The sequence below is a fragment of the Methylobacterium indicum genome, assembly GCF_001043895.1.
In the GTDB taxonomy this organism is placed as follows: domain Bacteria; phylum Pseudomonadota; class Alphaproteobacteria; order Rhizobiales; family Beijerinckiaceae; genus Methylobacterium; species Methylobacterium indicum.
The window spans coordinates 1-22200 of sequence record NZ_JTHF01000245.1 but is presented as its reverse complement, the minus strand read 5'-3'; the positions used below and the strand labels follow the sequence as shown (position 1 = coordinate 22200).

Here is a 22200-nt window from a genome sequence, read left to right as displayed (position 1 = left end):
GGCCAACAGCGCCGGTGATGCAGAAAGTGACACCCTCTTCAGCATAGAGAGGTTTTACTTGTCCCAGTTCGACGACCGCTTCGTCGGCTCCTCGGACAGCGAGTTCATCTATGGCAGTGGCGGCAACGATACGCTCATTGGCAACGATGGCAACGACTGGCTGATCGGTGGCGCAGGTGCCGACGCACTGATCGGAGGAGATGGATACGATACGGCAAGCTACTTCTCATCGGATGAGGCTGCTATCATCGATCTTGTAACAACCACCAACAGCACAGGGGACGCAGCTGGGGATATTTTCGAGACAATCGAGGCTTTCCAGTTGACGGCAGCGCACGATGATCGGTTCGTCGGCTCGAGTTCGGCCGAAATCGTCTACGGCGGCGGCGGGAATGATACGCTGATCGGCAATGGTGGTAACGACTTCCTGGATGGAGAAGAGCAGAACGATCTTCTAACCGGGGGTAACGGGGAGGATACCTTCGCCTTCTACGAACGTGGTTTCGGCCGGGATATCGTTACCGACTTCGCGAGCGGAGACTTAATCGAGTTCTCGACATCGGCATTCTCGAATTTTGCTGATGTTCAGGCTAGTATCTCGCAGATCGACGCAGACACAGTCATCAACCTTGACGCCGGAAACACGGTAACCCTCAGGAATGTGACGGCATCCAGTCTCACATCATCTGATTTTTTGTTTGTCTGAAGGCTTTGATATAGCCTATTGGCATATGATAGGCGGTCATCACCGCCTATCATACCGTCCATGGTCTGTGCTAGCATTACAGTTGCATCTTCCTTTTCAGGTGAGCTTGACGGGCGGCGGCTTGGTGAGCGCGCTGCCACGCTGACCAGGCGATGACGAGAGCTGGCTCAATGCGCCGTTGCGCGAGCCGGATCGCGACGCGCCGGATCTCCTGCAGCGACCAGGGCACGGGCGAGCTTGGCCCTTCGCTCGGTTTTTGGGGGCGGGCCGTTGGCCCGCTGTCGTACCCGCGCCAGCACCGCGAAGGCCAGCATCACCAAGCTGATGTGTCGGTGCCAGCCATGCCAGGAGCGGGTCTCGTTGTGGTTTAGACCCAGTTCGGTCTTGCCGGTCTCGAACGCTTCCTCGATCGCCCAGCGCCGCTCCTCGACCTGAACCAGGGTCTGGAGCGACGTGCCAGCCGGGCACCAGGTGGTGAAGTAGGCGCGCTGACTATCGCTGATGCTACGGCGGACCAGTAGTCCACGTGTCCACACCTCTGAACGGGCGTCGGTCTTCTTGCCCACCTCCAGGTCGGCGAGTTCGCAGTAAGCCTAGTCGTAGAAGCGCTCACCCTTGGTACCCCGACCGGCCGACAGTCGCTGCCACGCGCCAGGATCGAGCGCGTCGGCAATCGCTTCGGCCGTGCCGGCCACGCCGGGCTTGCCGATCCAGGAGTTGAAGCGGTGGCTCGCGGCAACCCCGAGGACGTAGCCCTTGGCCTCGTGTCGCAGCGCCATCTCGATCTCCCCGACCCCGTACACGCTGTCGGCTGCCACCCAGGCAAACGGCACAGCCCCTGATGGTGGTGGTGCCGAGCGACGGGCCGATCGAGGTCGAGGCGCAGGTCCAGAACAAGGATATCGGCTTCGTCCTGCCCGGCCAGGAGGTGGTGGTGAAGATCGACGCGTTCCCGTTCACCCGCTATGGCTCGATCGAGGGGCGTGTGGTGCGGGTCTCGCGCGACGCGGTCGACGACCGCGAGGCGGGGGGCGGCAGCGACACGCTGTCGGTGGCGCGGGGCCAGGGCCTGAACCCGGTGACGGGCACGCAGAAGACCCAGAACCTGATTTTCCCGGTGACGGTGGCTCTGTCGCAGACCTTCATCAAGGCCGACGGCAAGGACGTGGCGCTGACGCCAGGCATGACCGCGACGGTGGAGATCCGGACCGGGCGGCGTCGGGTGATCGACTACCTGCTATCGCCTGTGCGGGAGACCACCTCGACCGCGGGGCACGAGCGGTAAGGCTGGTGTGATCGGCGTCGGACACTCTGCGGGCCACGAAATGGTTCCATACGCCCCCCTTATGCGACGGCGAGGAAGATCCGAAGGGCCGGCGCGCTCGGCCTCCATGGTGTCAAAGCCACAGGCACTCGTGCCCCAGCCGTTCGTGGTGGAGCGGACACGCTCGCTGCCCGAAGGCCCGCGACAGCATCGAGTCGGCCTGTCGCATGCTGTCTACGGCCGGCCGGTGCCCGGCACCGTCGCTGCGGCCTACCTGCGCTCGCGCGGGCTCAAGCACGCGGTCGACCAGCCTGCCCTGCGGTTCCACCCGCGCTGCCTGTATCGGCCTTCGGCCAAGTAGCCCCCGGGCCTGGACGCCTACTACCCGGCGCTGCTTGCCAGCGTCACCGACCTGTCGGGCACCGTCATGGCGGTAGGCCGGACCTGGCTCGCTCCGGGCGGCCGGGGCAAGGCCGCATTGCGCGACCAGCGGCGGACCCTCGGCAACCAGCTCGGCCATGTGGTGCGGTTTACCGGCACGGTGCCCGACCTGATGGTGGCCGGCGAGGGCGTGGAGACGGTGCTGTCGGTCCAGCGCGTCCTGCCGGCCGTGCCGCACGTCGCCGCCCTGTCGGGGGCCCACCTCGCCGCCCTGGTCCTTCCTCGGGGCTTACGCCACTTCTATATCGCCCGCGACGACGATCCAGTCGGCAGGCAGGGCGCCGCGACCCTGCGCCAGCGCGCCAAGGCCGCGGGCATCCTGGTGAGCGACCTCGATCCCCGCGAGGACAACTTCAACACCGACCTCTGCCATCTCGGCCCGCGCGATCTCGCCTTGCATCTCGCCCCCCAGCTCGATCCGAACGACGCAGTGGCTACCTCCAGTTCGAGGAGGCGATGGCCGCCTGACCAGCCTCCTGCCTGGTTAAGGATCGCACCACAGGCCGGCCCGGGCCGCGAGAGAGCCGGCGTCCACGGCCTTCTTAGAGGGCGACTGATGCCGGGTCGGGGGACCTTCGGCGCAACGGCCAACGTCCGACGATTTTCCGCCGCCGCCTACGGCGGCTTTGCATCGCGAAGCAAAATCGACGGCCGTCGAGCCGTCCTCCGCTGACGCTCCGGCCCGCGCGGCCGCATCGCCAGGATGCGATGCGGATCCTCGCGCGGGTGCGCCAGGCCCCCGAGCCCGGCCTTGGGTCGCCACGAAGGCCGCGATGGACGCGGTCCCCGGACCCCTGAAGGAGCCTGCGATGCTCGACCACCTCACCCGCGACCTCGACGACGACATGCAGCCCGATCCGACCCTGCTCGAGGAACTCGCGGTCACCGGCTACCGCCCATTCGAGGAGCACGACGATCCCCGGCCGCTACCCGGCGCCTTCCTGATGGACAGCGCCCTCAACGTCGCGATGTCCGCGCTCGAGGACGGGTTCGCCAACACCCGCCTGGAGGACGATCTCGAGGACGTGCTCTGGGGGTTCGTGAACGTCTTCCACCGCCGGGTCGAGATGATCGAGCGCAAGCTCGATGAGAACGAGCAGGCGCAGCGCCAGAGCCAGCGCGAGCAGGACGGCAGCGAGGTGCTCTCGGTCGAGCTGGAACGGCTGATCGCCCTCGGGCAGACCCTTTCGGAGCGCCGCAACGCCTTCGAGTACGCCCGCGACGCGGCCGCCCACCGGTTCACACGGATCACCAAGTCGCTCTGGCGCCCCCGCTCCGGCTCGCAGGTGAACCGCGCGACGATGACCGCGGCGATGATCGACTCGCGGGACTTCATCAACGCCCGGCGCCGGGCCGAGACCGAGATCCACCTGCCGCCGGGCACCCGGATCGCCTTCACCGGCGGCAAGCAGTTCCAGGACGTCACGGTGATCTGGGATACGCTCGACCGGGTCCGGACCAAGTACCCCGACATGGTGCTCATGCACGGAGGCGGCGAGGGCGCCGAGCTGATCGCCGCGAAGTGGGCCGAGAACCGGAAGGTCGCCCAGGTGGTGTTCAAGCCCGACTGGACGCGCCACCGCAAGGCCGCCCCGTTCCGGCGCAACGACCAGATCCTGGAGCAGATGCCGATGGGGCTGGTGCACTTCCCCGGCGGCGGCATCAGCGACAACTTCGCCGACAAGGCGAAGGCCAAGGGGATCCCCGTCATGCGGGGCGTGAAGGAAGCGGCGTGAGCCGCTACCCCGGGGCACACATCCAGGCCGCCGCCCGCGAGGTGGCGGCCTGTCCCATGGAAGCCGCCTCGATAGCGGCCTGAACGGCCGGATCCGCGATGAGCGTGGCAACCATGCCGGCGATCCGATCGTAGGCGACGAGGGGCATGCGGACGACGCGGTAGGCGGTCCGGTAGAGGACCTCGCCACCGTCGATCTGGACCACGGTGAGATGGGGCCCGACGCAAGAGACGGTCTCCCCTGCCGCCAGACTGAAAGCCTCGATCAGCGCGCCCACGTCGTCGACGCCGATCGCCGTGACGACCCAATCGCCCGACCCGATCAGAAGCCGAAGGTCGGCCGTTCCGGCCACGTCGAGATGGACGATCGTTCCCGCGTCGTAGACGGCCTTGAGCGGCGTCCAGACCGGCGGGGCCGAGCGTGACGCAGCCAGGGCCTCGACGAGGTCAAGCACCTGCTGACGGTCGGCCGGGTTCGTGATCGTCGACCAATCCCGCAGAAGGGAGGCGGTCTCGCGATGAGCCTTGAGCGGGCCTTCCTGGTCGGCAAAGGCGGCCGGTGGAACGCCGAGTTCTGCGGCGATCCGGTGGAGCGCCGCACCACCCGCCGGAAGGCCGATCGGTCGTGACGAAACGTCGGATGCCATGGCTGCCCTACGGTTGTTCTGCTGCCGTAACGGTAGCAAAGGCGGAGCCGGATGAAGAGGTTGCCGCTAGGCTGCGGCAGCGCCGCATTCGCTCGAACAGAGAGGGATCGGGAGAGCGGTTCGGGGTGACGGCGCTTGCCCGTTCTCGCGACCGCCGAACGCGGTCAGAGGATGAGGTTCGCTGCGGCGGCGGGCGCAGCGCTCGGTCCGATGGACCACTAGCGGGATCGCATCCTGAAGGACCATCCCAACACCGTATGCCGGACCGGAAAGCGGTGAGGGAGGTTCCCGCGCCGGACTGGAATGGCCCTGCCCACGCGAGGGAGCCCCAGGTGGCGAGGGCGGTGCCGGCGGCGGCCCGCGCGGGGCGCCATCGCGAGCGGCGGCGGTGCGTTGGAGGGCGCCCTCCCGCGCCAGTCTGGAGCCGCGGCGAGCGTGGGAGACGGTCAGCCCGCCCGCGTCCTGCCCGCGTCTTGGCCAGTCGACGCGACCATGCGGAAGCGGCGGTGAAGCGCGGTAGTGAGGTCGCCACAGCGACGGACCGTCCCAACACGATGGCGACAAGGGAACAGACGGCGTCTCCGCCCGCAACCGTCCGGCCAGGCGATTTTCCCCTGGCGCTGCGCGCCATTCCTCGCGGGACAAAATCGCCAGTCCGGCCGGTCCTCCGCTGCGCTCCGGCCCTTCGGGTGCGGGCGGAGCCACCGCCTGTTTGGGGGGTCGCATCGCGCAGGGACGGTCCCGAGCGCCTCAGGAAACCCCGACGATGCCGCGCCCCACCTCGACCCTCTCCGACACCGCCCGCTTCGCCCTCGTCACCCACATCGAGGAACTCAAGGCCGAGCTGTCCTCCCTCTCCTGCCCGCGCGAGCGGCGCGAGACCCAGGCCCAGCTGAAGGCCGCCCAGGCCGCGATCGACGTGCACTCCACGGAGGCCTGAACCCCTCCTCCAGGGCCGCCTTCGGGCGGCCTTCGTTCCCGACCGGGGGAAGGCTCGACGCTGGTTCGTGCCATGCGGCGTGCTCGATCGGGGAAGCTTGGAAAAGATCGTTCGGCCCCGTCGCCGCCCGCCCCTACGGGCGGACGCCGAGCCCGTCCGACGGACGGGTTTCGCCGCGACCGGGGCCGCGGCGAGCAGCCGTCAGGCCGCATGTTGCGCAGCTCCTTTTGCCTCTCGTTGCTCACTCTCGAACTCGGCCAGGTAGTCCTCCGCTTCCTTCGCTTCGCGCAGGAAGAAGCGGTTCTCACCGACGAGCTTCTTCATGTCGTCGCGCCGGAAGTAGATCGCCCGCCCGCACCGGATCGGCTCTATCCCGGGCACGCACAGGATCTGCTCGTCGCGCCGCATCGTGTTGATGATCTCGTCGGGCATGATGAGTGCCCGCTTATGCAGCGAGGTCGAGGCCGAAACGCTCACTCCGCCCGAGCCTTTGCCCGTCCGCGCCTGCTGGCTGAACGACACGACCTCCTGCGTGAAATACCCGCAACGCTCCGACAGCATCTTGGCCGTTTCGCCGTCGGTGACGGAAGAAAAGCTCTGCCACGAGGTCGACTCGAACCACGCCGAGACGGCGTCCTTGTCGCCCCATTGCTGGCGAAGCTGGCCCAGCGCCTGGTACACCATGACGAGCACGATGCCGTATTTGCGGCCGGCGTCGCGGGCGACCTCGAGCAGGCTCATGTTGCCGAGCCGCGCCGCCTCGTCGAGGATGAAGGCGACGCGTTCCTTGATCTCGCCATTGGCGTGATAGAGGGCGTTCATGAGCCCGCCGATGATCACGCGCGCCAGGCCCGGATAGTCCTGGAGCGTCTGGAGGTCGAGCGCCACGAACACGTCGATGTCGCGGTCGATGAGGTCGAGGCTGGAGAACTTTCCGCCCGACACGATCGCGGCATATTCCTTGAACGACAGCCAGTTGGTGAGATCGGCCGCAGTGGCGTAGACGCCCGAGAACGTCTGCGGCGTCATCGATATGAACGGGCCGAGGGCGAGGGCGGCAAACGAGTCGAGCTCCTCCGCACGAAGGATCCCGCTCAGCTGCTCGAGGAAGTCGGGTTCGGGCTGGGAGATGACCTCGCGCAGGGTGCGTAGCGTGCGTGCCCGGGTTGCGTCGAACCCCTCGTTTAGGACGATGTGGGCGAGCACTCCGCGGATGAGCTGGAGCGCCGAGTTGCGGAAGAAGTCGTTGGGATCGGCGCGCTTGACCTGGCCGGTGGCGATCCATCCGACCACGGCCGCGATGTCCTTTTCGGCCGAGTTCTCCCCCCGCCCGATCCAGTCGAGCACGTTGAACCCGCTCTCCAGATCCTTCGGCGTGATGCAGATCACCCGACGGCGGCCAGTGGGTCCGCGCATGAATTCCCGATAATCGGCGAGCATCGGAAACAGCTCGGTCGACGGATCGAGCACGACGCAGTTCCAAGGGCACGATAGCAGCATCGGGATCACGGTGCCGGTGGTCTTGAAACCCCCCGATCCGGAGAAGATCAGGCCATGCCCGGAGCCGAGATCGGCGTTGAACCCCATCAGGGGTTTGCGCCCACCCGAGCCCCAGGTCTTGGGGTCACCGGGCTTGAAGATCCGGGACTGGCTCTTCGGGTCGAGGTCAGGCCGGTACAGCTCGCCAAGCACGAGGGCGCCATCCTCTGGAAACAGGTCGCCGGCGACCTGCATCGACGCCCATTCGGCATCGCCGTGGGCGGCCGATTTCGAGCGGATCGGCTTGTTGTAACCGCGCGTGGTCCTGCGCACCCGGACCAGCGAGACGACCGGCGCGACGAAGGCGACGAAGCCCGCAAAGCAGATAGCGCAGAACAGCAGAATGTCGGTCTGGCGCAGGGCCGCACGAGTGTCGGCGCCCGGGTTGAGCGCGCTCAGTCGGGAGATCTCCTCGCGCACCGTCCAGGCGCACAGCGCGATCAGGAACAGCGACGAGAACCCGGCGACCACACGGCCGCTGTCCCCAGTCCGGGCGAGCCCACAGATGGCAAACAGTAGGAGCGCAGGGAACGCGACGCTGGCCCCCCGCATGGCCTGAACCATCATCGAATGGCCAGGCTCGACGACGTAGAATGACACGACCAGGGGTGCGAGGACGAGCGAGAATGCGAGGTACAGCGCGAGCCCGATCGCGACGACGAAAACGCCGTTGATCCACTTCATGTCTTGAACTCCCTATCCCCGAGCCGGGCGAGCCGTTCGAATTCACCAGGGTCGCGAATGCGCTCGCGCCCCTCGACCAGGAGCCCGAGCAGGACGCTGGTCGGGATGTCGGCGAGCCCCGCTTTGACGATCAGGCCGCCGAGCTTGATCTTCCTGTGAGCGTCCTGGCTCCGCTCCTCACTCCGCTTGGCCATCAGCTCCCGCTTGAGCCGGTCCAGCGCTTCGACGTCCTTTTGTCTTGGGCTCCGCCACCGCCGGGTATTCCGCCTGAAATCGGGCCGCCAGTTCCTCGAAGGCCTTGAGCAGCACCTCCTCGGCCATGCTGATCGAAGCGAGGCCGGCCTTCAGAGCCAGGTGGCCGATCCGCTCGGCCTCGGCCTTGTCGTGAGCCTTGAGGCGCTTGGTTGCCTCCTCGATCTCGGCGAGGAGCGCCGCGCGCGATTTCACCCTGGCCATGGATACCATCTTCCCTTTCCGTTGGAGATCGCTCGTTAACATCGGCGATGAGATTGTGAAACGCTGCGTCATGATATGACAACCATGGGATAGGCCGGACCTGCATTCCGTTGTCCCAGCGTCACACCCCCCATTGAACTTCCATGGAGTGCTATCCAGCGCTTGGGGCGCGTGATGGCTGAAGTCGACAGTCGACGCTGGCGGCTCTACCGAGCCGCATCTTTTGCTCCCAAAGCCAAGCTTCGGACGCCGTCCAATGCGGCCAAGCTCCTCCTCCCGGCGGCGGCGCTTTGGCCGCGGAGATCCGGCCACTTCGACCATGGCGCTCCCGTCCGCAGGCCCGCCCGACCTCCCGGCCGGTTCGTCCGATTGCCCGTCGCGCTGGCCGGCCATGCCGGATTGACACTTCGGACCCTAAGGGGCCTCTCCTAAGCGGAGCTGCGGCGCGCAGCACCTCCGCAAAGTCCCCTGAGTTTCACGAAGGAGTTCACGAAGGGGCGCACTTAATGGGAAATTTGACATTTCCCTGCGTCATCTTCGCTGGTAAAAGCCAAGCTCTGGAGCCCTCGCTTGGCCATCTACCATCTCTCCGCACAGGTGATCAGTGCGGGCGCCGGCAAGAGCGCCGTCGCCTCCGCCGCCTATCGCCGTGCGGCTACCATGACGCGCCATACCGACGGAAAGATCATCTCCTACGAGGGCAAGCAGCACGTCGCCCACACCGAACTGAGCCTGCCGGCCAACGTCCCGGCCTGGTTTCGCAAGGGCATCGACGGCCGCAGCGAGAACGGCGCTTCGGCCTACCTCTGGAACGCCGTCGAGAAGAAGGAGGGCCTGAAGGGCACCGGCTTCGCGATGGAGATGAACATCGCCCTGCCGGTCGAGCTGACCCTCGAGGAGAACGTCGCGCTCGCCCGGGAATGGGTCGAGGGAGCGATCACCGCCAAGGGGCTGGTTGCGGACTGGGCCCTGCACGATGTCGAGGGAAACCCGCACATCCACGTCATGGTCCCGTTGCGGGCGATGACCGAGGAGGGCTTCGCGCGAAAGTACGAGGTGGCCCGCGACCGCGACGGCAACGTCGTCTACCGGCCGGACGGCAAGCCGCGCTACGAGGCGCTGGCCGGGCCGATGAAGCACCTGGTCGAATGGCGGCGCTCGTGGGCCGAAGTCACGAACGCCCACCTCGCCGCGGCCGGCCTCGACCTGCGCATCGACCATCGCTCCCACGCCGAGGCCGGCATCCGCATCGAGCCGACCGAGCATATCGGCGTCCACGCGGTCAACATGGCGGCGCTCGGCAAGATCTCCGATCGGGTCGAGGCCGAGAAACAGAAGCGGCTCCGGAACGCGCAGGCGATCATCGACGATCCCTCGACGCTGCTGCCGATCCTCTCGCGCGAGAAGTCCGTCTTCGATGAGCGCGACATCGCGCGCGTCGTCTTCCGCTACATCGACGATCCGGCCGCGTTCGAGGCGGTGCGGCTCAGGCTCGGCCTGTCGCCCGACCTCGTCGCCGTCGCCGAGGAGGTCTTCGACCCCGAGAGCGGGCGCGTCACGTCGCCGGCGCGCTGGACGACGCGGGCGCTCCTGCGGGCCGAGGTCGCGATGCAGGCCGACGTCGGCCGGCTCTACGCGGATACCAGCCACCGGGTGCCCGATCGCGTTCTCGACCGGGCCTTCGCCGCCCGGCCGGAGCTGTCGGAAGAGCAGCGCGAAGCGGTCCGCCACGTCACCGCGCCCGAGCGGATCGCGGCGGTCGTCGGGTTCGCCGGAGCGGGCAAGTCGACCATGCTCGGTGTCGCTCGGGCCGCGTGGGTCGGAGCCGGTCATCAGGTCGTCGGCGGCGCCCTCGCCGGCAAGGCCGCGGAGGGATTGGAGCGGAGCGCCGGCATCGCCAGCCGCACGCTGGCTTCGTGGGAGCTTGCCTGGAAGAGCGAGCGCGACCTCCTGAAATCCGGCGACATCTTCGTCCTCGACGAGGCCGGCATGGTCGCCTCCGAGCAGCTCTCGCGCATCGTCCAGGAGGTGGAGCGGCGAGGCGCCAAGCTGGTGCTGGTCGGCGACGCGATGCAGCTCCAGCCGATCGAGGCCGGCGCGGGCTTCCGCGCGATCGTCGAGACGATCGGCTACGCCGAATTGTCGGAGATCTGGCGCCAGGTCGATCCGGCGATGCGGCGCGCGAGCGTGGCCTTTGCCCGGGGCGAGGCCGCCGCCGCGCTCGGGGTCTACCGCGAGGCCGGCATGGTGCGGTTCTCGCCCGATCGCCAGGCCACTCGGGAGGCGCTGATCGCGGCGTGGAAGCCGGACTTTCTCGGCCTCAAGCCCGACGGCCGGCCCAGCGAGACGCTGATCCTCGCCCAGACCAACGTCGACGTCCTGGCGCTCAACGCCATGGCCCGTTCCGCCCTCAAGGCTGACGGCGGCCTGGAGAACGAAGCCCGCTTCGTCACGGCCCGCGGCGAGCGGATGTTCGCTCCCGGCGACCGGGTGCTGTTCCTCGAAAACGATCGCCAGCTCGGCGTGAAGAACGGCATGCTCGCGACCGTCGAGGCTGCCTCGACCGGCCGGCTGACGGTCAGGCTCGACCGGGACGGACGCGGCGACGGCGAGCGGATCGAGGTGCCCGCGGAACTCTACCGCAACCTCGATCACGGCTACGCTGCGACGGTCCACAAGAGCCAGGGCGCGACCCTGGATCGGGTCCATGTCCTGGCGACGCCCGGCATGGATCGCCACCTCGCCTACGTGGCGATGACGCGCCATCGCCATGCCGTCGTCCTTCACGGCGCACACGCGGACTTCATCCCGGAATGGCGCAAAGCCAAGCTCGGCCCCGAGCCCTCGCGGGACGCGCTCGACACGGCTGCGCTCGATGGATTGTCGCGCCGGCTGTCGCGTGACGGCTCGAAATCCTCGACCCTCGATTACGCCGACGAAGCTGCCTTCCGCGAGGCGGCGGTGGCGTTGACGCGGGCGCCCGAGGTGGTCGACGAGGCGGTGAAGTCGGCGAGCCAAAACCCGGTTCCGCTGCTCGACGCGGCGCGCGTCGCCGCGGGGCTCGGTGCCCTCGCCGGCCGACTCGAAATCACTGGCACGATGTCGGGATCATCCGAGCCCGAGCCCGGCTCGATTGCCGGTCGCCACGACCCGAATGAGCACTTCACCCATACCTCGGTCTCGCCAGCTCTCCTCGCCCTCGAGAAGGCCCTCGACCGCCTCGAGCACGCCGAGCAGGACACCGCCGATCGCGTGCGGCCGCAGGACCTGCGGGCACTTGCTTCGGCCTTCGCGGAGCGCCGCGGGCTGAACGGCCATGCCGTTCTCGTGCCGGCGCTCGTGAGGCGGGCGCGCACGATGATCGTCACCGCGCAGACGCGGTGGCGCCGCCTCCACGGGGTCGCTGCCAGGCTCGCCGCGGCCTGGCAGGCCGTGGCCGCGACCCGTCCTGTCGCCGTCGCGACCGCGGCTCCTACGGAACCGCTCAAGCCGTTCGTCGCCGCCGTTCCCTACGACGAGGCGGCGATCGAGGCGGTGCTGAGCAGCCGCGTCGATCCGGCCAAGCATCTGAAGCCGGAACTCGCGATGTTGCGCACTCGGATCAACGACGCGGTGAACGAACCCACCCGCCTCTACGATGCGATCTACGGCGAGCTTCGCAAGCCCGGGAAAGGCTACAGGACACGGATCGAGGCACTGCTTACGGACGCAAACGCCTATGGCGGCCTGCGGGGACGCGATGGCTGGCTCTTCGTCCCAAAGGCCGAAAAGGAGGCACGCGAGAAAGCCGTGCGCGCCTACGGCCTTCTCCATAGGACGGCCATCGACCTCAGGAATAGTTTCGCGGTCATGGCCGATAAGCAGCGTCCGGAGGAGGAGCGGTACCGCCGTCGCATCGCGATCGAGGTGCCGGGTCTATCTCCGGCGGCGGCCGCCGCGCTGGCGACGATCGCCCGGACTCCGATATCGAACACTCAGGCGTTCGATGCCGTGGTTGCGAAGGCGGTCGCGACCTCCGAGCAACGGGCGGAGATCGAGGCCTTCGCCGAGGCCGTGGCGCGCCGGTTCGGCGCCAGCGGAGCGATCGGCCGGACGGCGGAGAAGAACCTCGGGCCGGGGCAATGGCTCTCGCTCGAGGATCGTGAGGTTCTGTCCGGCGGCGGGTTCGTCGCCACCTATCTCAAGCAGGGAAGCCTCGATCACCTGATCGCCAAGGTCCTGCGCCGCGAGCTCGACCAGCGCCTCGACGTGAAGCCCCAGCAGGCCGCGGACGAACGCCGGGAACTCGACCGTGGGCGCGATCCCGGACCGACGTTGTAGCGCGCCCGCCTTTGGGCATCGGCGCTGAAGATTGCCTCAAGCACAATCGCCGGATGACACTGTGACGATCAGGACACGCCGTCCGTATTGGCGCCGAGGCGACGATGGGTAAGGGTAGGAGAGAGAGGACAACCGAGAGTTTTTGCCGTCTTGGTGACGGATCGAGAGACGCTGCCTGCGAGCCGCCGGACCGGCCGGGCCGAACCGAGGAACGTGACCGATGAGCTATAGCGATCTGCCGGCGCTGGTGACCCGGCGCGAGGACGCCCTCACCCTGCTCGATGCCGTCGCCTCGGGCGTCGACGAGGGCGAGTTCGCGCCCTTCGTCCGCGCGCTCACCACCCCCGAGGATGAGCAGGCGGTCGCGATCATGCGCGGCTCGGCCAACGAGATGAGCCCGCCGGTCCACCTCGGCGCCCTCCTCGCGGCTGCCGGCCTGGTGACCAACGACGAGGTGTTCCAGGCCCTCGACGCGCGCCGGGCCCGTGCCAAGGGAGCGGTGGCGTGAGCGGCGATCCCTACGTCTACGAGGGCACCGACACCCTCCGGAACACCGCCGGCATCCGCGATCCCGAGGCGTTGGCCGAGCGCGAGCAGATCGTCTCGTTCCAGGCCCTGCGCCAGATGCTCAAGGAGCCGGTGCTCGGGAACTTCGATCAGGCGCATTTCGCGGCGATCCACAAGCGGCTTTTTGCCGAGATCTACCCGTGGGCGGGCGAGAGCCGCACGGTCGAGCTGTGGAAGCCCGAGATCGTTCTGAACGGCCGCAGCGTCGCCTACACGCCGCCCTCGCAGATCGACGAACAGGTACGAACCGCGCTGTCGAGCCTGGCGCGCGAGGAGCCAGGGAACCTCAAGGAGAGCCGGCCGGCGATGAGGCTCGCCGGTACTATGGCGACGCTGTTCCAGGCCCACCCGTTCCGGGAGGGCAACACCCGCACCCTGCTGGCGTTCATGGAGCAGTACGGCCGCCACCATAAGCAGCCGCTCGACCAGGCTCTCATCAACCGGGTACCGAGCGAGACCCGCGACAAGCTCGTGCTCGCCACCCGCGGCCAGATCCAGCCCCTGACCCAGATGGTGCGCAATGCGCGGTACTCGGAGGAGCAGCGCGCCCATCCGGTCGTCGGCCGCTTGTCGGCCGAGGCCTTCGAGGCAGTCCGGCTGATGGGCGCACCCCGCATCTTCCTGCCCGAGCCCGGAACCCAGATCCGCGGCCAGGTGGTCGCCACGAACTACGACCATGCCCTGGTGCGTCAGGACCGCGAGATCGCGGCGGTGCCACTCACCAGCTTCCGCGCAATGCCGGAGAACAACGCGCGCGTCGACGTGCGGGTACTGCGTAACGACGAGAGCCTGGACCGGACCCAGCCGCGAGAGGAGGCCGCGCGCAGTCAGGTGGTCGGGAGTGTCCTGATCCCGGCGAGCTACGTTCTGCTCGCCGGACAGCGACCGGGCGACGCCCTGCGCAACCGCATCGAGATCCCAGGCCCGAGCCCCGAACTCGCGAACGCGCTGAACACCCGGTCGGCTCGTGAAATCGTCGCCGATCCCGCGTTGGTTGCCGAGGTGCGCCAGATCGACGAGGCCCTGATCGGGCGCTTCGGTCGGGAGGGATCGGTGGCGGTCATCCAGGGCAGTCCGGACCGAGCCAGGAGCCTCCTGCCGACGGGCCAGGACCTCGACGAGGTTCGCGCCGTCCTCAAGCCGCTGATGCAGGCCGTCGTCGCCGACGACCGCCAGCAGAAGCTGTCCCAGCAGCAGACGCTCGGCCGCGACGAGCCCCAGCTCGGACCGTCCCGATGACGGCCCTGTATCGGAAGCCGATCGAGACTGTCTCGGCTGCCAGGATCATCGGCCTCGGCGTCGTCGGGTTCACGACGTTGGCCGTGCTCAGCCTCCTGTGGTGGACGTTCTCGCCGATCCTCGGGCGGGCCTATGCCGCCCTGCGCCTGATCGAGACCATCAGCCTGTGGCGGTTCACGGGCTGGGGCCGGTACTTCACCGGAATGCCGGCCGGCAGGCCGTTCGCGTTCGTGTCGATCTACCAGTCGAGCGTCGGCTTCGGCCTGGTGGCGGCGCTGCTGACCGCGCTCATCGGCTACCTCGCCTGGCGCAAGCGCAGCCGGGACCACATCGACGCACTCATCACCCTACCATCCAAGGGCTTCACGAAAGGAGAGATCGCCGGCCGGTTCATGCCGGCCGGCCGGCTGGTCCGGATGCCCGCCTCGGACGAGGTCATGATTCCTTCCCCGCCCGTGGGCCCCAACCGGTTCGGGGAGATCCGCGATCTCCTCGATGTCCCGGCCGTGGAGACGGTGCTGGAGGACATTCCCTGGCATCTCGCCGCCACCCTGTTCCTGACGATCGACGCGCTGGCACCGATCACCGATCGCAAGGCGCGCGAGACCGTCCTGAAGGCCGCCAGGACGGCCGCAGACCTCCAGATCGCCGATCCGCAAGCCGAACTGCCCGCTACCCTGCGGCCGACCCTGTACGGCCACCTGCTCGTCTCGATCACCGACCACACCGGACGGGAGGCCGCGGTGCTCAAACAGGTCCACGAGGTGCTCCAGAAGAAGCCAAATCTCGCCTCAGCCGTCTCGGCGCTCGCTTCCGCCGCTCTGACGGAGGGCCGTCTCTGCTTTCCCGATTACGCCTGGCTTCGCCACATCGATCCGAAGCTGCAATCAGCGATCACGGCGTATTGAGATCCCTTGATAGGAGGCGCCGAGCGGAACCGTCCGCTCGGCGCCTCTCGATTTTGTCACGTTGTACGGGCCGGACCGGCCCTCAGGAGGACGTCCCGGTCATGTAGTTCGTAACCGTGCCGACGACGATACCCGTGATAGCGACGCCGCAGCCAACTACGAAAGCAATCACAGAACGGCCACCATCCTCCCGAGAATTTTCGTCTTGTGAAGCCTTATAGATCTTGATTCCCGAGAAGCCGGCCAGGGCGAAGCCTGCTATTGCAAATATAACGGATAAAACGATAACAACGTTGTTGCCGCCTGTAGAAATGGAGCTGGCGTTGAGTGCGGAATTTGCCGCTTTGGACCTCGCGTTCTTCAAAAACTCGACTGGCGCTGCCGCATCGCCTGTGGTGGAGCTACCCCCGGACGCCTGAGCAAGGGCTGCCATCGCGCTCGTGCTCAGCATCGTCATGCTCACGGCTGCGCGATAATAGATATCCTTGAAGTTCATTGTGGTCTCCTTGGTCATGAAGTGGTTCAGGATCGACCGATCAGGGGCTTCGCTTCGCTCATGATTTCGCCCAGGACTTGATCGACGATCGTTTTTGCGACCCGGTCATCACCGAACCGCGTGAGAGCTGCTACTCGCTCCCACATCTCGATGGCGGTGCCATCGGGAAACCGCGCAGCCAGGATGCGCAGCGCATCGTTGACCGCCATTCGGCGGTACAGTTCGTCCCTGACGGGACGATCCTTCGGGTGGGTCGTCAGTGCCCACAGCATCCGAGGACCGAGCGAATTGTTCAGGACGACCCAGCGTTCCTCCTCGCGGAGCTTGATCCGCGCGAGGATGTTGGCGCCCCGCCGCCCTTGCGGGCCGTGAACCTGGCGCTCGAGCGCGCTCTTCACCGCCTGGTCGAACCCGAAGGTCTCACGCGCCTCCTCGCGGATCTCGTTCGAGTCTGCGTTGAGCACGAGCACGGTCGAGGCCATGTCGGCGAGCGAGCCGAAATCGGCGAGGAGCTGCGAGACTAGGATCAGCTCCAGGCCCCACTTGCGGCCCTCACGAGCGTCCGATTTCACCTGGCGGGCGATCGTCTCGACGCCACCGGTCAGGTGATACTCGTCCATGCACAGGCGCTTGGGCGTCTCTGCGATCTCATGGTAGCGCGCCTCCCAGTACCGGACGTATTCCGCCCGGATTGCATCCTCGGGCGGGAAATCCATCTTCGCGATTTCCTCGGAAAAGCCGGAGATCTTCGACAGGTAGACGTGCCGCGCGATCATGAAGAACAGCGCGTTGTTGCGTTCGGCCTCCTGCGACTTGTGGCGCTGCGTTACGTCCTGGAGGTCGATCGACACCACCCGGGCCTCGCCGAGGTCGAGCCGGGTCGGGCGGGCGAAGATCGGGAACTTCTCGATCGCGCTTTCCAGCGAGCGCTGGACGTGGCGGACCAGCTCCGCGGGGAAGTCCTGCACCATGACCGGCTCGGCGAGCACACGGGCGAGGTCTTCCAGAACCGGCATCGCATAGCGCTGTGCGCGCTGCGCCGCCGTGTAGAGGTGGCGCTCGACCAAGGCGTCGACGATGCTCCACCACCGCGACCGGTCGGAGACGGGGATGCGGTGCCTCTTGATGAGATCGTCGATCTCCTTGTCGACGTTGGGCTGGTAGATCGACGGCGAGGACGAGAACTGGAGGTCGCTCTTGAGCTGGAAGACCCGCGTGATCATGCGCGGGATCAGGAGCGTCACTTCCGGGTTCGACACGTTGAGGAGCGTTATCAGGAAGTTCTCGGCAAAGTTTCTCTCGCGATCCAGCGGCATGCGCCGGCCGAGCCCCAGATCGAGGAAATTGACCGCGTAGTCCGGTGTGTTGAGGAGCCGGACGTAGTACGCCTCGTGCCGGCGGTCGGACGGTAGCGCGTTGCGGATCAGCTCGATGAAGCCCGACGAGCTGACACCGACATCGATCACCGCGAGGAACGGCAGCGCCGCGCCCGCGGAAAACGCCGTGAACTCGACGTTGAGCCGGTTCATCAGCACCGACTTGCCCGAGCCTGGCGTGGCGTAGATCAGCGTCAGCCAGAACAGCTGCTCGGGGCTCAGCGCCTCGTAGAGCATCGGCTTGCCGTCGGGCGTGACCAGCATGCTCTGGCCCTGCTTGAAGATCGGCGCGGTGCGGTGGAACGGCAGCAGGGCAGCGAGGTCACCCAGCGGCGCGATCGAGCCGGGCGGAATCACGGCCTGGACCGTCATCCCGGGTACGGTCTCGCACAGCGCCCGCAGCGGGTTGTAGGGCGCGTCCGACATCTGGGCTTCGCCCCAGGTCATCATCGCACTCATCAGGACCGAGCGGCGCCGCTCCAGCAAGGTCAGGTCCTCGCCAGGCTCGGTCCAAGTCGTCGCGATGACCCGGCCCTTGACGATCGCCTCGCCGTCCTTCTCCATCACCTCCTCGAGCTGGCGTAGCGCGCGGAAAAGGTTCTTGTTGCTGGGAGAGGAGAAAGTGAGAAGACCCGCCAACACCTTCCTGAGCTTGAAGCCGACATCGGCGTCGCGCAGCGCCTCGAGGTGGAAGCAGACTCGGAACGGTATGTCGGCAGAGCGCGACGAGCTCTGGAGCAGCGAGTCGAGCAGCCGATTGAACGGCAGGATGGTCGAGGGGAACATCCGCATGACGGCGAGCGCGTAGCGGCGCCCACCCATTTCGAGGGCGCGCATGTTGCTCGAGGCCTGCGCATTCGACGTCATGATCTGGCGCGCGACCGTCGGCGTGAAGAACTCCGAGACGTCGTCGTCATGACGCTCCTTGGCGCCCGGGTAGCGCCGGGTGCCCGGCCCGTATGGCGTCCAGCCGTCTGGGGTCTCGTGGTAGAGGACGGCCGCCCGGATCTGCTCGAGGTCGCGCCGACGGCCCTGGTCGTCGGGGCTGAGGATGCGCCCCTGCAGACGGGCCTCGCCGAGCGCCTCCATCACCCGGCGAACGAACGCCGCGTGCGCCCCGTCGAGGGAGCCCAGCCGCAGGAACGGGTTCTGCGCATCGCGGGCCGGGGGCAGCTCCTGCCAGGCCTTGCGGTTCTCGCGTTGCTCCTTGCGGACCTCCTCTGGCGTGCCGGCCGTCGGCCGGGTCCAGGCGGCGAGCAGGATCGTCTCTGAGCGCGCGCGCTCCTCCAGGACCGATCTGCCCTCCTCGATGAGCACATCGACCGCCAGCCCCTTCTGGCGCGCACGCCGGGTCTGACGCTCGGCGAAGGGGTCGATGACCTTGGTGGTGTTGAGCGAGGACTCGTAGGAGATGGAAAGCTGGTGGCCCGGTCGCTTGAGGATCTGCGCGATCCCGCCGGCGAAGCGCTCGACCACGTTGACGAGGTAGTCGTCGGCCGAGACGATCGATAGGACGCCGTCGATCTCGATCAGGGTGAGCTGCGAGCCGTCATGAGCGTAGACCACCGCCTCCTCGCGCTTCGGGTCGAACCCGGCGAGGTCGCAGAACTTGTCCGCCGTTCTCATCGGTTGAGCCCCAGCATCACGGCGAACTGGAAGACTGGTATCGACAAGGCGAAGAGCCACGCCCCGAGCACGGCCGGCACCGCCGCGCGCAGGAGCGGCGCTGGCCTGACATAGAGCGAGCAGTAGATTTGGGCCCCGGCGAAAACGACCGCCGCGACCGACAGCATGATGCTGGCGGGAAAGTACAGGTACATCAGCGGCCGGAAAGTAAGTGCCCCGTCCAATCCCCGGATGATACTGTCGTAGAACATGGCCGTTAGGATGAGGCAGCCGCCCGACCCCCTCCCGGCGATCCGCAGCATGCGGCGCAGGGCCAGATCGGAAGTGACGAGTCTGGCCCATCCCGGCGCTGCGAACACTACGTAGCACCCGGTGGCGAGCGTCAGGGCGATGGCAACCTGGCTCACCGCGGGGTGGACGAGCAGGTACTCCGCGGCGTTGGCCGTCAGGGTGTCGTTGAGACGCTGGAGCCCCTCGATCATGCCGGCGGCCTCCTAGTCGGCGAAGTAGAACGAGATATTCGCGATGACGACTGTCGCGATCGTCATGGAACTGCCGATGACCGCGGCGACGATCCAGTTGCCCGCACTACCCTCGCCCGACGTGGTGGCCTTGTAGACCTGGATCATCGCGTAGCCGGCCAAGGCTATCCCGGCGACCGCCGCCAGTACGGCCACGAGCCAGGCCAGGATCGGCACGAGCTCGATCAGGCCGCGCAGGACGTCGGCCAGCCCCTTCGAGCCACCCATCACGGCTTCCTCGCGTAGGAAATCGGCAGGGTCTCGGGGCGGTAGCCGGCGCCGTAGGCCGGGTCCGGCCCATAGCCGTTGCCGGCCCCGACCGTGACCCGGGCGGCATCAAGCGGCACCACGACCGGCTGCAGGAAGACGATGCCGATCGGGAAGTTGACCGATGAGGACAGGGTCGGCGGCCGGCTGAACGAGCGCGCCGCCGCGGCCGTCATTGCCTGCCCTACGGGCAGCGCTGCGCCCATGCCGGCGGTCAGGTAGTCGATGTTGCGGCCGGACTGGACCGCGAAGCCGTTGCCCAGCACCGTCTGGGTGTTGAGCTGGGTGAGCTGCTGGCCGACCTGGCCGACGCCCTGGATCAGCCCGGCGATGACGAGGCCGCCGTAGCGCTCGAGGACGTGGTTGTCGACATCCTCGGCGACGCCGGTCCGGGCCTGGTCGACCGTGATCGCGATCGCCTGCATCGGCCCCTGGCGGCCGTCCTGCAGGATCATGGTCGAGAACCGGATCGAGGCCTGCGTCGGCGTGTAGACGATCTGGCCCATCAGCCGGATGCCGTTGAGCGGACCGGGTTGCTGACGCTCGTCGAGGTCGACGATGGTCGCGAAGATCGGCGCCGCCGGATCGTCGGAGTTGAACCCGCGGTCGAGCACCGCGTAGGCGACGTCGCCGGCGCGCGCCACGGTCGCGTGCCGGACGCCCGGTCCGAACGGGCCGGTCGGCAGCGGCGGGGCAGCCGCCGCCGCCCGCGGCTCGGGGGGCTTTGGCCGCTCGCCCTTGCCGAACGAGCGAACTAGGAACCCGCCCGGGGTGGGCTTGAGGAGCGCCTTGATCTGATCGTTGATCGCCGCGACCTGATCGGGATCGGCCGTCGGCTGCACCGGCACGTCCCGGTAGACGGTGTGGATGACCGGCCGATCCTGGTAGACGATCTTCTCGATCACCTGCGGCGGCGGGGCGGGCTCGGGCGGCTTCGGCACCGGGGCCTCGTCGGGCATCTCGCCTATCTGGGCGCCCCGCTTCTCACCGATCACCGTCGGCGCGACGTAGGGCTTGCCGCTCTCGGCCTTCGCGTCGGCCGCCTGGCGGTTGACGCCCGCGCGCCGGTCGGCCTCGGCCTTGCCCACCGGCGCCATCATGTCGTTCTGCGGGTTCGGGGTCTGGCCCCGGATCTCGGACGCCATGCCCACGCCCTGATCGGGACCGGGCGCGTCCCGTAGGACGAACGCGGCCGAGCCGAGCCCGGAGACCAGGAGGCAGCCTCCGACCGCCGCTTGGGCTTTCCTTGAGAGCATTGGTGTCCCCCTTAGAAATCGACGCTGATGGCGGTCTCGGCGCCGTCACCGCGCTCGGCGACGAGGCGCGAGGCCGGGCGCAGGAACTCGTAGATCCGGTAGCCCTCGGGGGCGTCGGCCGAGGCGACGGGCTGCGGGCTGACCAGCGTGCCCTGGAGCCGGACGTACATCCGCTCGCGGTAGAGCCAGGCCTGCGCGCCGGTCGCCACGAGCTTCTGCGCGCCCGCGGGCGGCGTGCCGGCGGCAAACAGGTGGAGCAGCGTCGTGGTGTCGATCGGTTCCGCCGCGCCGCGCGCGCGCGCGGGCGGTCCGCCCTTGCGGACCGGAGCGCTCGCGGTCACCACCTTGACGGGCGTGAGTGGCGAGGTGCCGGCGACCCGCACCGTCACCGGGATGTCCACCGTCTCGCCCTGCCCGGACAGGACCATCAGCGGGATCGGATAGGGCACGGCCTCGAGCCGGATCAGGATGTTGCCCCAGGTGTCGTACCGGCACGGCATCAGGTTGATCGAGGTCGGCCGGTCGGCGCCCGCCGGCGCCGGGACCTGCGTCGCTCCCATCGCGGTGTCCTGGCCGCAGCCGGTCCCGTCCTGCGCGAACAGGCGCGGATCGTAGGCGACGGAGGCGATCGGCCAGGGCGCGCCCTTGCCGTCCACGAAGGTGATCGGCGAGACGACCCCATAGGCGAGATGCAGCGTCTCCGGCGCGGAGCGGCTGATCTCCTGGGTGACGCTCAGCACCCGCGGCTCGGGACGGGGCATCCGTCCGTCGCGGCCCGGGAAGTTCCCGGCGCCCTGCGCGTCCTGGACCGACCGGCGGACATTCTGGATCTCGCCGGGCTTCAGGATCACCCGCTCGGTGTTGCCGAGCATGCGCTGGCGCAGCTCGTCGAGCTCGGCCGGGGTCAGCGGGCGCGGGGTAGGCGGTGGCGCCTGCGCGACGGGGACAGCAGCAGCGGCTCCCGGGACGCCGGTGGCGGGGATGCCGAACGGCGGGACGCCGGCCGGCCGCCGCACCCCCGATCCGGCGGCCGGATCGGTCCCTTGGCCGACTTCATGCGCTGCCGCAGCGCTCGCCCAGACGGCGACCGCGGCAAAGCCCGAGGCCCACACTCGCATCATGGGCGTCATGGCCCCACCTGATTGGTCAGTTGCTGCGTCGAGATCACCGAGTCGATCGCGATGCCGTTCGGGTTGATCGGAGAGGGGTCGA

General features: G+C 67.9%; 19 protein-coding genes and 2 pseudogenes. 10 read left to right on the top strand and 11 right to left on the bottom strand.

Translation table 11 applies throughout. The annotated features are described in order from the left end of the window. Positions 1-706: calcium-binding protein (locus QR78_RS25540; protein ID WP_048430408.1), on the top strand; the 706-nt coding region annotated here is incomplete at its 5' end. Positions 707-873: 167 nt separating this feature from the next. Here the strand turns inward: QR78_RS25540 and QR78_RS33185 are convergent. Then, positions 874-1539, bottom strand: a pseudogene (locus QR78_RS33185) (IS701 family transposase); the annotation flags it as partial. A gap of 8 nt (positions 1540-1547) precedes the next feature. Here QR78_RS33185 and QR78_RS25530 point away from each other — a divergent pair. The 4 genes and pseudogenes from QR78_RS25530 to QR78_RS25520 all read left to right on the top strand — a co-directional run bounded on the left by QR78_RS25530 (position 1548) and on the right by QR78_RS25520 (position 4147). Next, a complete protein-coding gene (locus QR78_RS25530; protein WP_048430407.1) occupies positions 1548-1991 on the top strand; it encodes a beta-barrel domain-containing protein in 444 nt (147 codons plus the stop codon). A gap of 40 nt (positions 1992-2031) precedes the next feature. Next, positions 2032-2442 (top strand): annotated as a pseudogene (locus QR78_RS36765) (DUF7146 domain-containing protein); the annotation flags it as partial. 81 nt (positions 2443-2523) lie between these two features. After that, the gene (locus QR78_RS25525; protein WP_425284179.1) at positions 2524-3084 is read left to right on the top strand and encodes a toprim domain-containing protein; all 561 of its coding nucleotides are present in this window, start codon (positions 2524-2526) and stop codon (positions 3082-3084) included. 136 nt (positions 3085-3220) lie between these two features. Continuing rightward, positions 3221-4147 (top strand): DUF2493 domain-containing protein, encoded by a 927-nt coding sequence (locus QR78_RS25520; protein WP_048430410.1) that lies wholly within the window; start codon positions 3221-3223, stop codon positions 4145-4147. A gap of 4 nt (positions 4148-4151) precedes the next feature. Here QR78_RS25520 and QR78_RS25515 read toward each other — a convergent pair whose 3' ends face one another. Beyond that, positions 4152-4601 (bottom strand): hypothetical protein, encoded by a 450-nt coding sequence (locus QR78_RS25515; RefSeq protein ID WP_048430406.1) that lies wholly within the window; start codon positions 4599-4601, stop codon positions 4152-4154. 958 nt (positions 4602-5559) lie between these two features. Here QR78_RS25515 and QR78_RS35550 point away from each other — a divergent pair. Then, positions 5560-5733 (top strand): hypothetical protein, encoded by a 174-nt coding sequence (locus QR78_RS35550; protein WP_167349684.1) that lies wholly within the window; start codon positions 5560-5562, stop codon positions 5731-5733. A 201-nt stretch (positions 5734-5934) separates the two neighbouring features. Here QR78_RS35550 and QR78_RS25510 read toward each other — a convergent pair whose 3' ends face one another. Genes QR78_RS25510 through QR78_RS25500 form a run of 3 tightly spaced genes read right to left on the bottom strand, consistent with a single transcriptional unit; the run spans position 5935 to position 8484 of the window. After that, a complete protein-coding gene (locus QR78_RS25510; protein ID WP_048430405.1) occupies positions 5935-7956 on the bottom strand; it encodes a type IV secretory system conjugative DNA transfer family protein in 2022 nt (673 codons plus the stop codon). Beyond that, positions 7953-8150 (bottom strand): conjugal transfer protein TraD, encoded by a 198-nt coding sequence (locus QR78_RS25505; protein ID WP_048430404.1) that lies wholly within the window; start codon positions 8148-8150, stop codon positions 7953-7955. The genes QR78_RS25510 and QR78_RS25505 overlap by 4 nt, the downstream gene beginning before the upstream one ends. Beyond that, entirely contained in the window at positions 8134-8484 is a 351-nt protein-coding gene (locus QR78_RS25500; RefSeq protein WP_244278498.1) for a TraC family protein, read from the bottom strand. The genes QR78_RS25505 and QR78_RS25500 overlap by 17 nt, the downstream gene beginning before the upstream one ends. 498 nt (positions 8485-8982) lie before the next feature. Here QR78_RS25500 and traA point away from each other — a divergent pair, with 498 nt between their 5' ends. The 4 genes from traA to QR78_RS25480 all read left to right on the top strand — a co-directional run bounded on the left by traA (position 8983) and on the right by QR78_RS25480 (position 15446). Continuing rightward, positions 8983-12732 (top strand): Ti-type conjugative transfer relaxase TraA, encoded by a 3750-nt coding sequence (traA, locus tag QR78_RS25495; protein ID WP_082171982.1) that lies wholly within the window; start codon positions 8983-8985, stop codon positions 12730-12732. A gap of 220 nt (positions 12733-12952) precedes the next feature. Beyond that, positions 12953-13240 carry a hypothetical protein gene (locus QR78_RS25490; RefSeq protein WP_048430402.1) on the top strand — a complete coding sequence of 96 codons (288 nt, stop codon included), beginning with the start codon at positions 12953-12955 and terminating at the stop codon, positions 13238-13240. Continuing rightward, positions 13237-14538, top strand: a complete 1302-nt coding sequence (locus QR78_RS25485; RefSeq protein ID WP_048430401.1) for a Fic/DOC family protein — start codon at positions 13237-13239, stop codon at positions 14536-14538. The genes QR78_RS25490 and QR78_RS25485 overlap by 4 nt, the downstream gene beginning before the upstream one ends. Next, positions 14535-15446, top strand: coding sequence for a hypothetical protein (locus QR78_RS25480; RefSeq protein ID WP_048430400.1), 912 nt, complete (start codon positions 14535-14537; stop codon positions 15444-15446). Before QR78_RS25485 ends, QR78_RS25480 begins: the two co-directional genes overlap by 4 nt. Positions 15447-15528: 82 nt before the next feature. Here QR78_RS25480 and QR78_RS33180 read toward each other — a convergent pair whose 3' ends face one another. From QR78_RS33180 to QR78_RS25455, 6 genes are all read right to left on the bottom strand, one after another. After that, on the bottom strand, positions 15529-15960 hold the full coding sequence (locus tag QR78_RS33180) for a hypothetical protein (RefSeq protein WP_082171981.1): 432 nt from the start codon (positions 15958-15960) through the stop codon (positions 15529-15531). An 8-nt stretch (positions 15961-15968) separates the two neighbouring features. Beyond that, on the bottom strand, positions 15969-18944 hold the full coding sequence (locus QR78_RS25475; protein ID WP_048430399.1) for a hypothetical protein: 2976 nt from the start codon (positions 18942-18944) through the stop codon (positions 15969-15971). Beyond that, positions 18941-19426 carry a hypothetical protein gene (locus QR78_RS25470; protein ID WP_048430398.1) on the bottom strand — a complete coding sequence of 162 codons (486 nt, stop codon included), beginning with the start codon at positions 19424-19426 and terminating at the stop codon, positions 18941-18943. Before QR78_RS25470 ends, QR78_RS25475 begins: the two co-directional genes overlap by 4 nt. 12 nt (positions 19427-19438) lie before the next feature. Next, complete coding sequence (locus tag QR78_RS25465) at positions 19439-19693, bottom strand: hypothetical protein (RefSeq protein ID WP_048430397.1); 255 nt, start codon at positions 19691-19693, stop codon at positions 19439-19441. Further along, entirely contained in the window at positions 19693-20877 is a 1185-nt protein-coding gene (locus QR78_RS25460) for a DotG/IcmE/VirB10 family type IV secretion system protein (RefSeq protein WP_244276518.1), read from the bottom strand. The genes QR78_RS25465 and QR78_RS25460 overlap by 1 nt, the downstream gene beginning before the upstream one ends. A gap of 122 nt (positions 20878-20999) precedes the next feature. Then, positions 21000-22118 carry a DotH/IcmK family type IV secretion protein gene (locus QR78_RS25455; RefSeq protein ID WP_048430395.1) on the bottom strand — a complete coding sequence of 373 codons (1119 nt, stop codon included), beginning with the start codon at positions 22116-22118 and terminating at the stop codon, positions 21000-21002. Between the last annotated feature and the right edge of the window lie 82 nt (positions 22119-22200).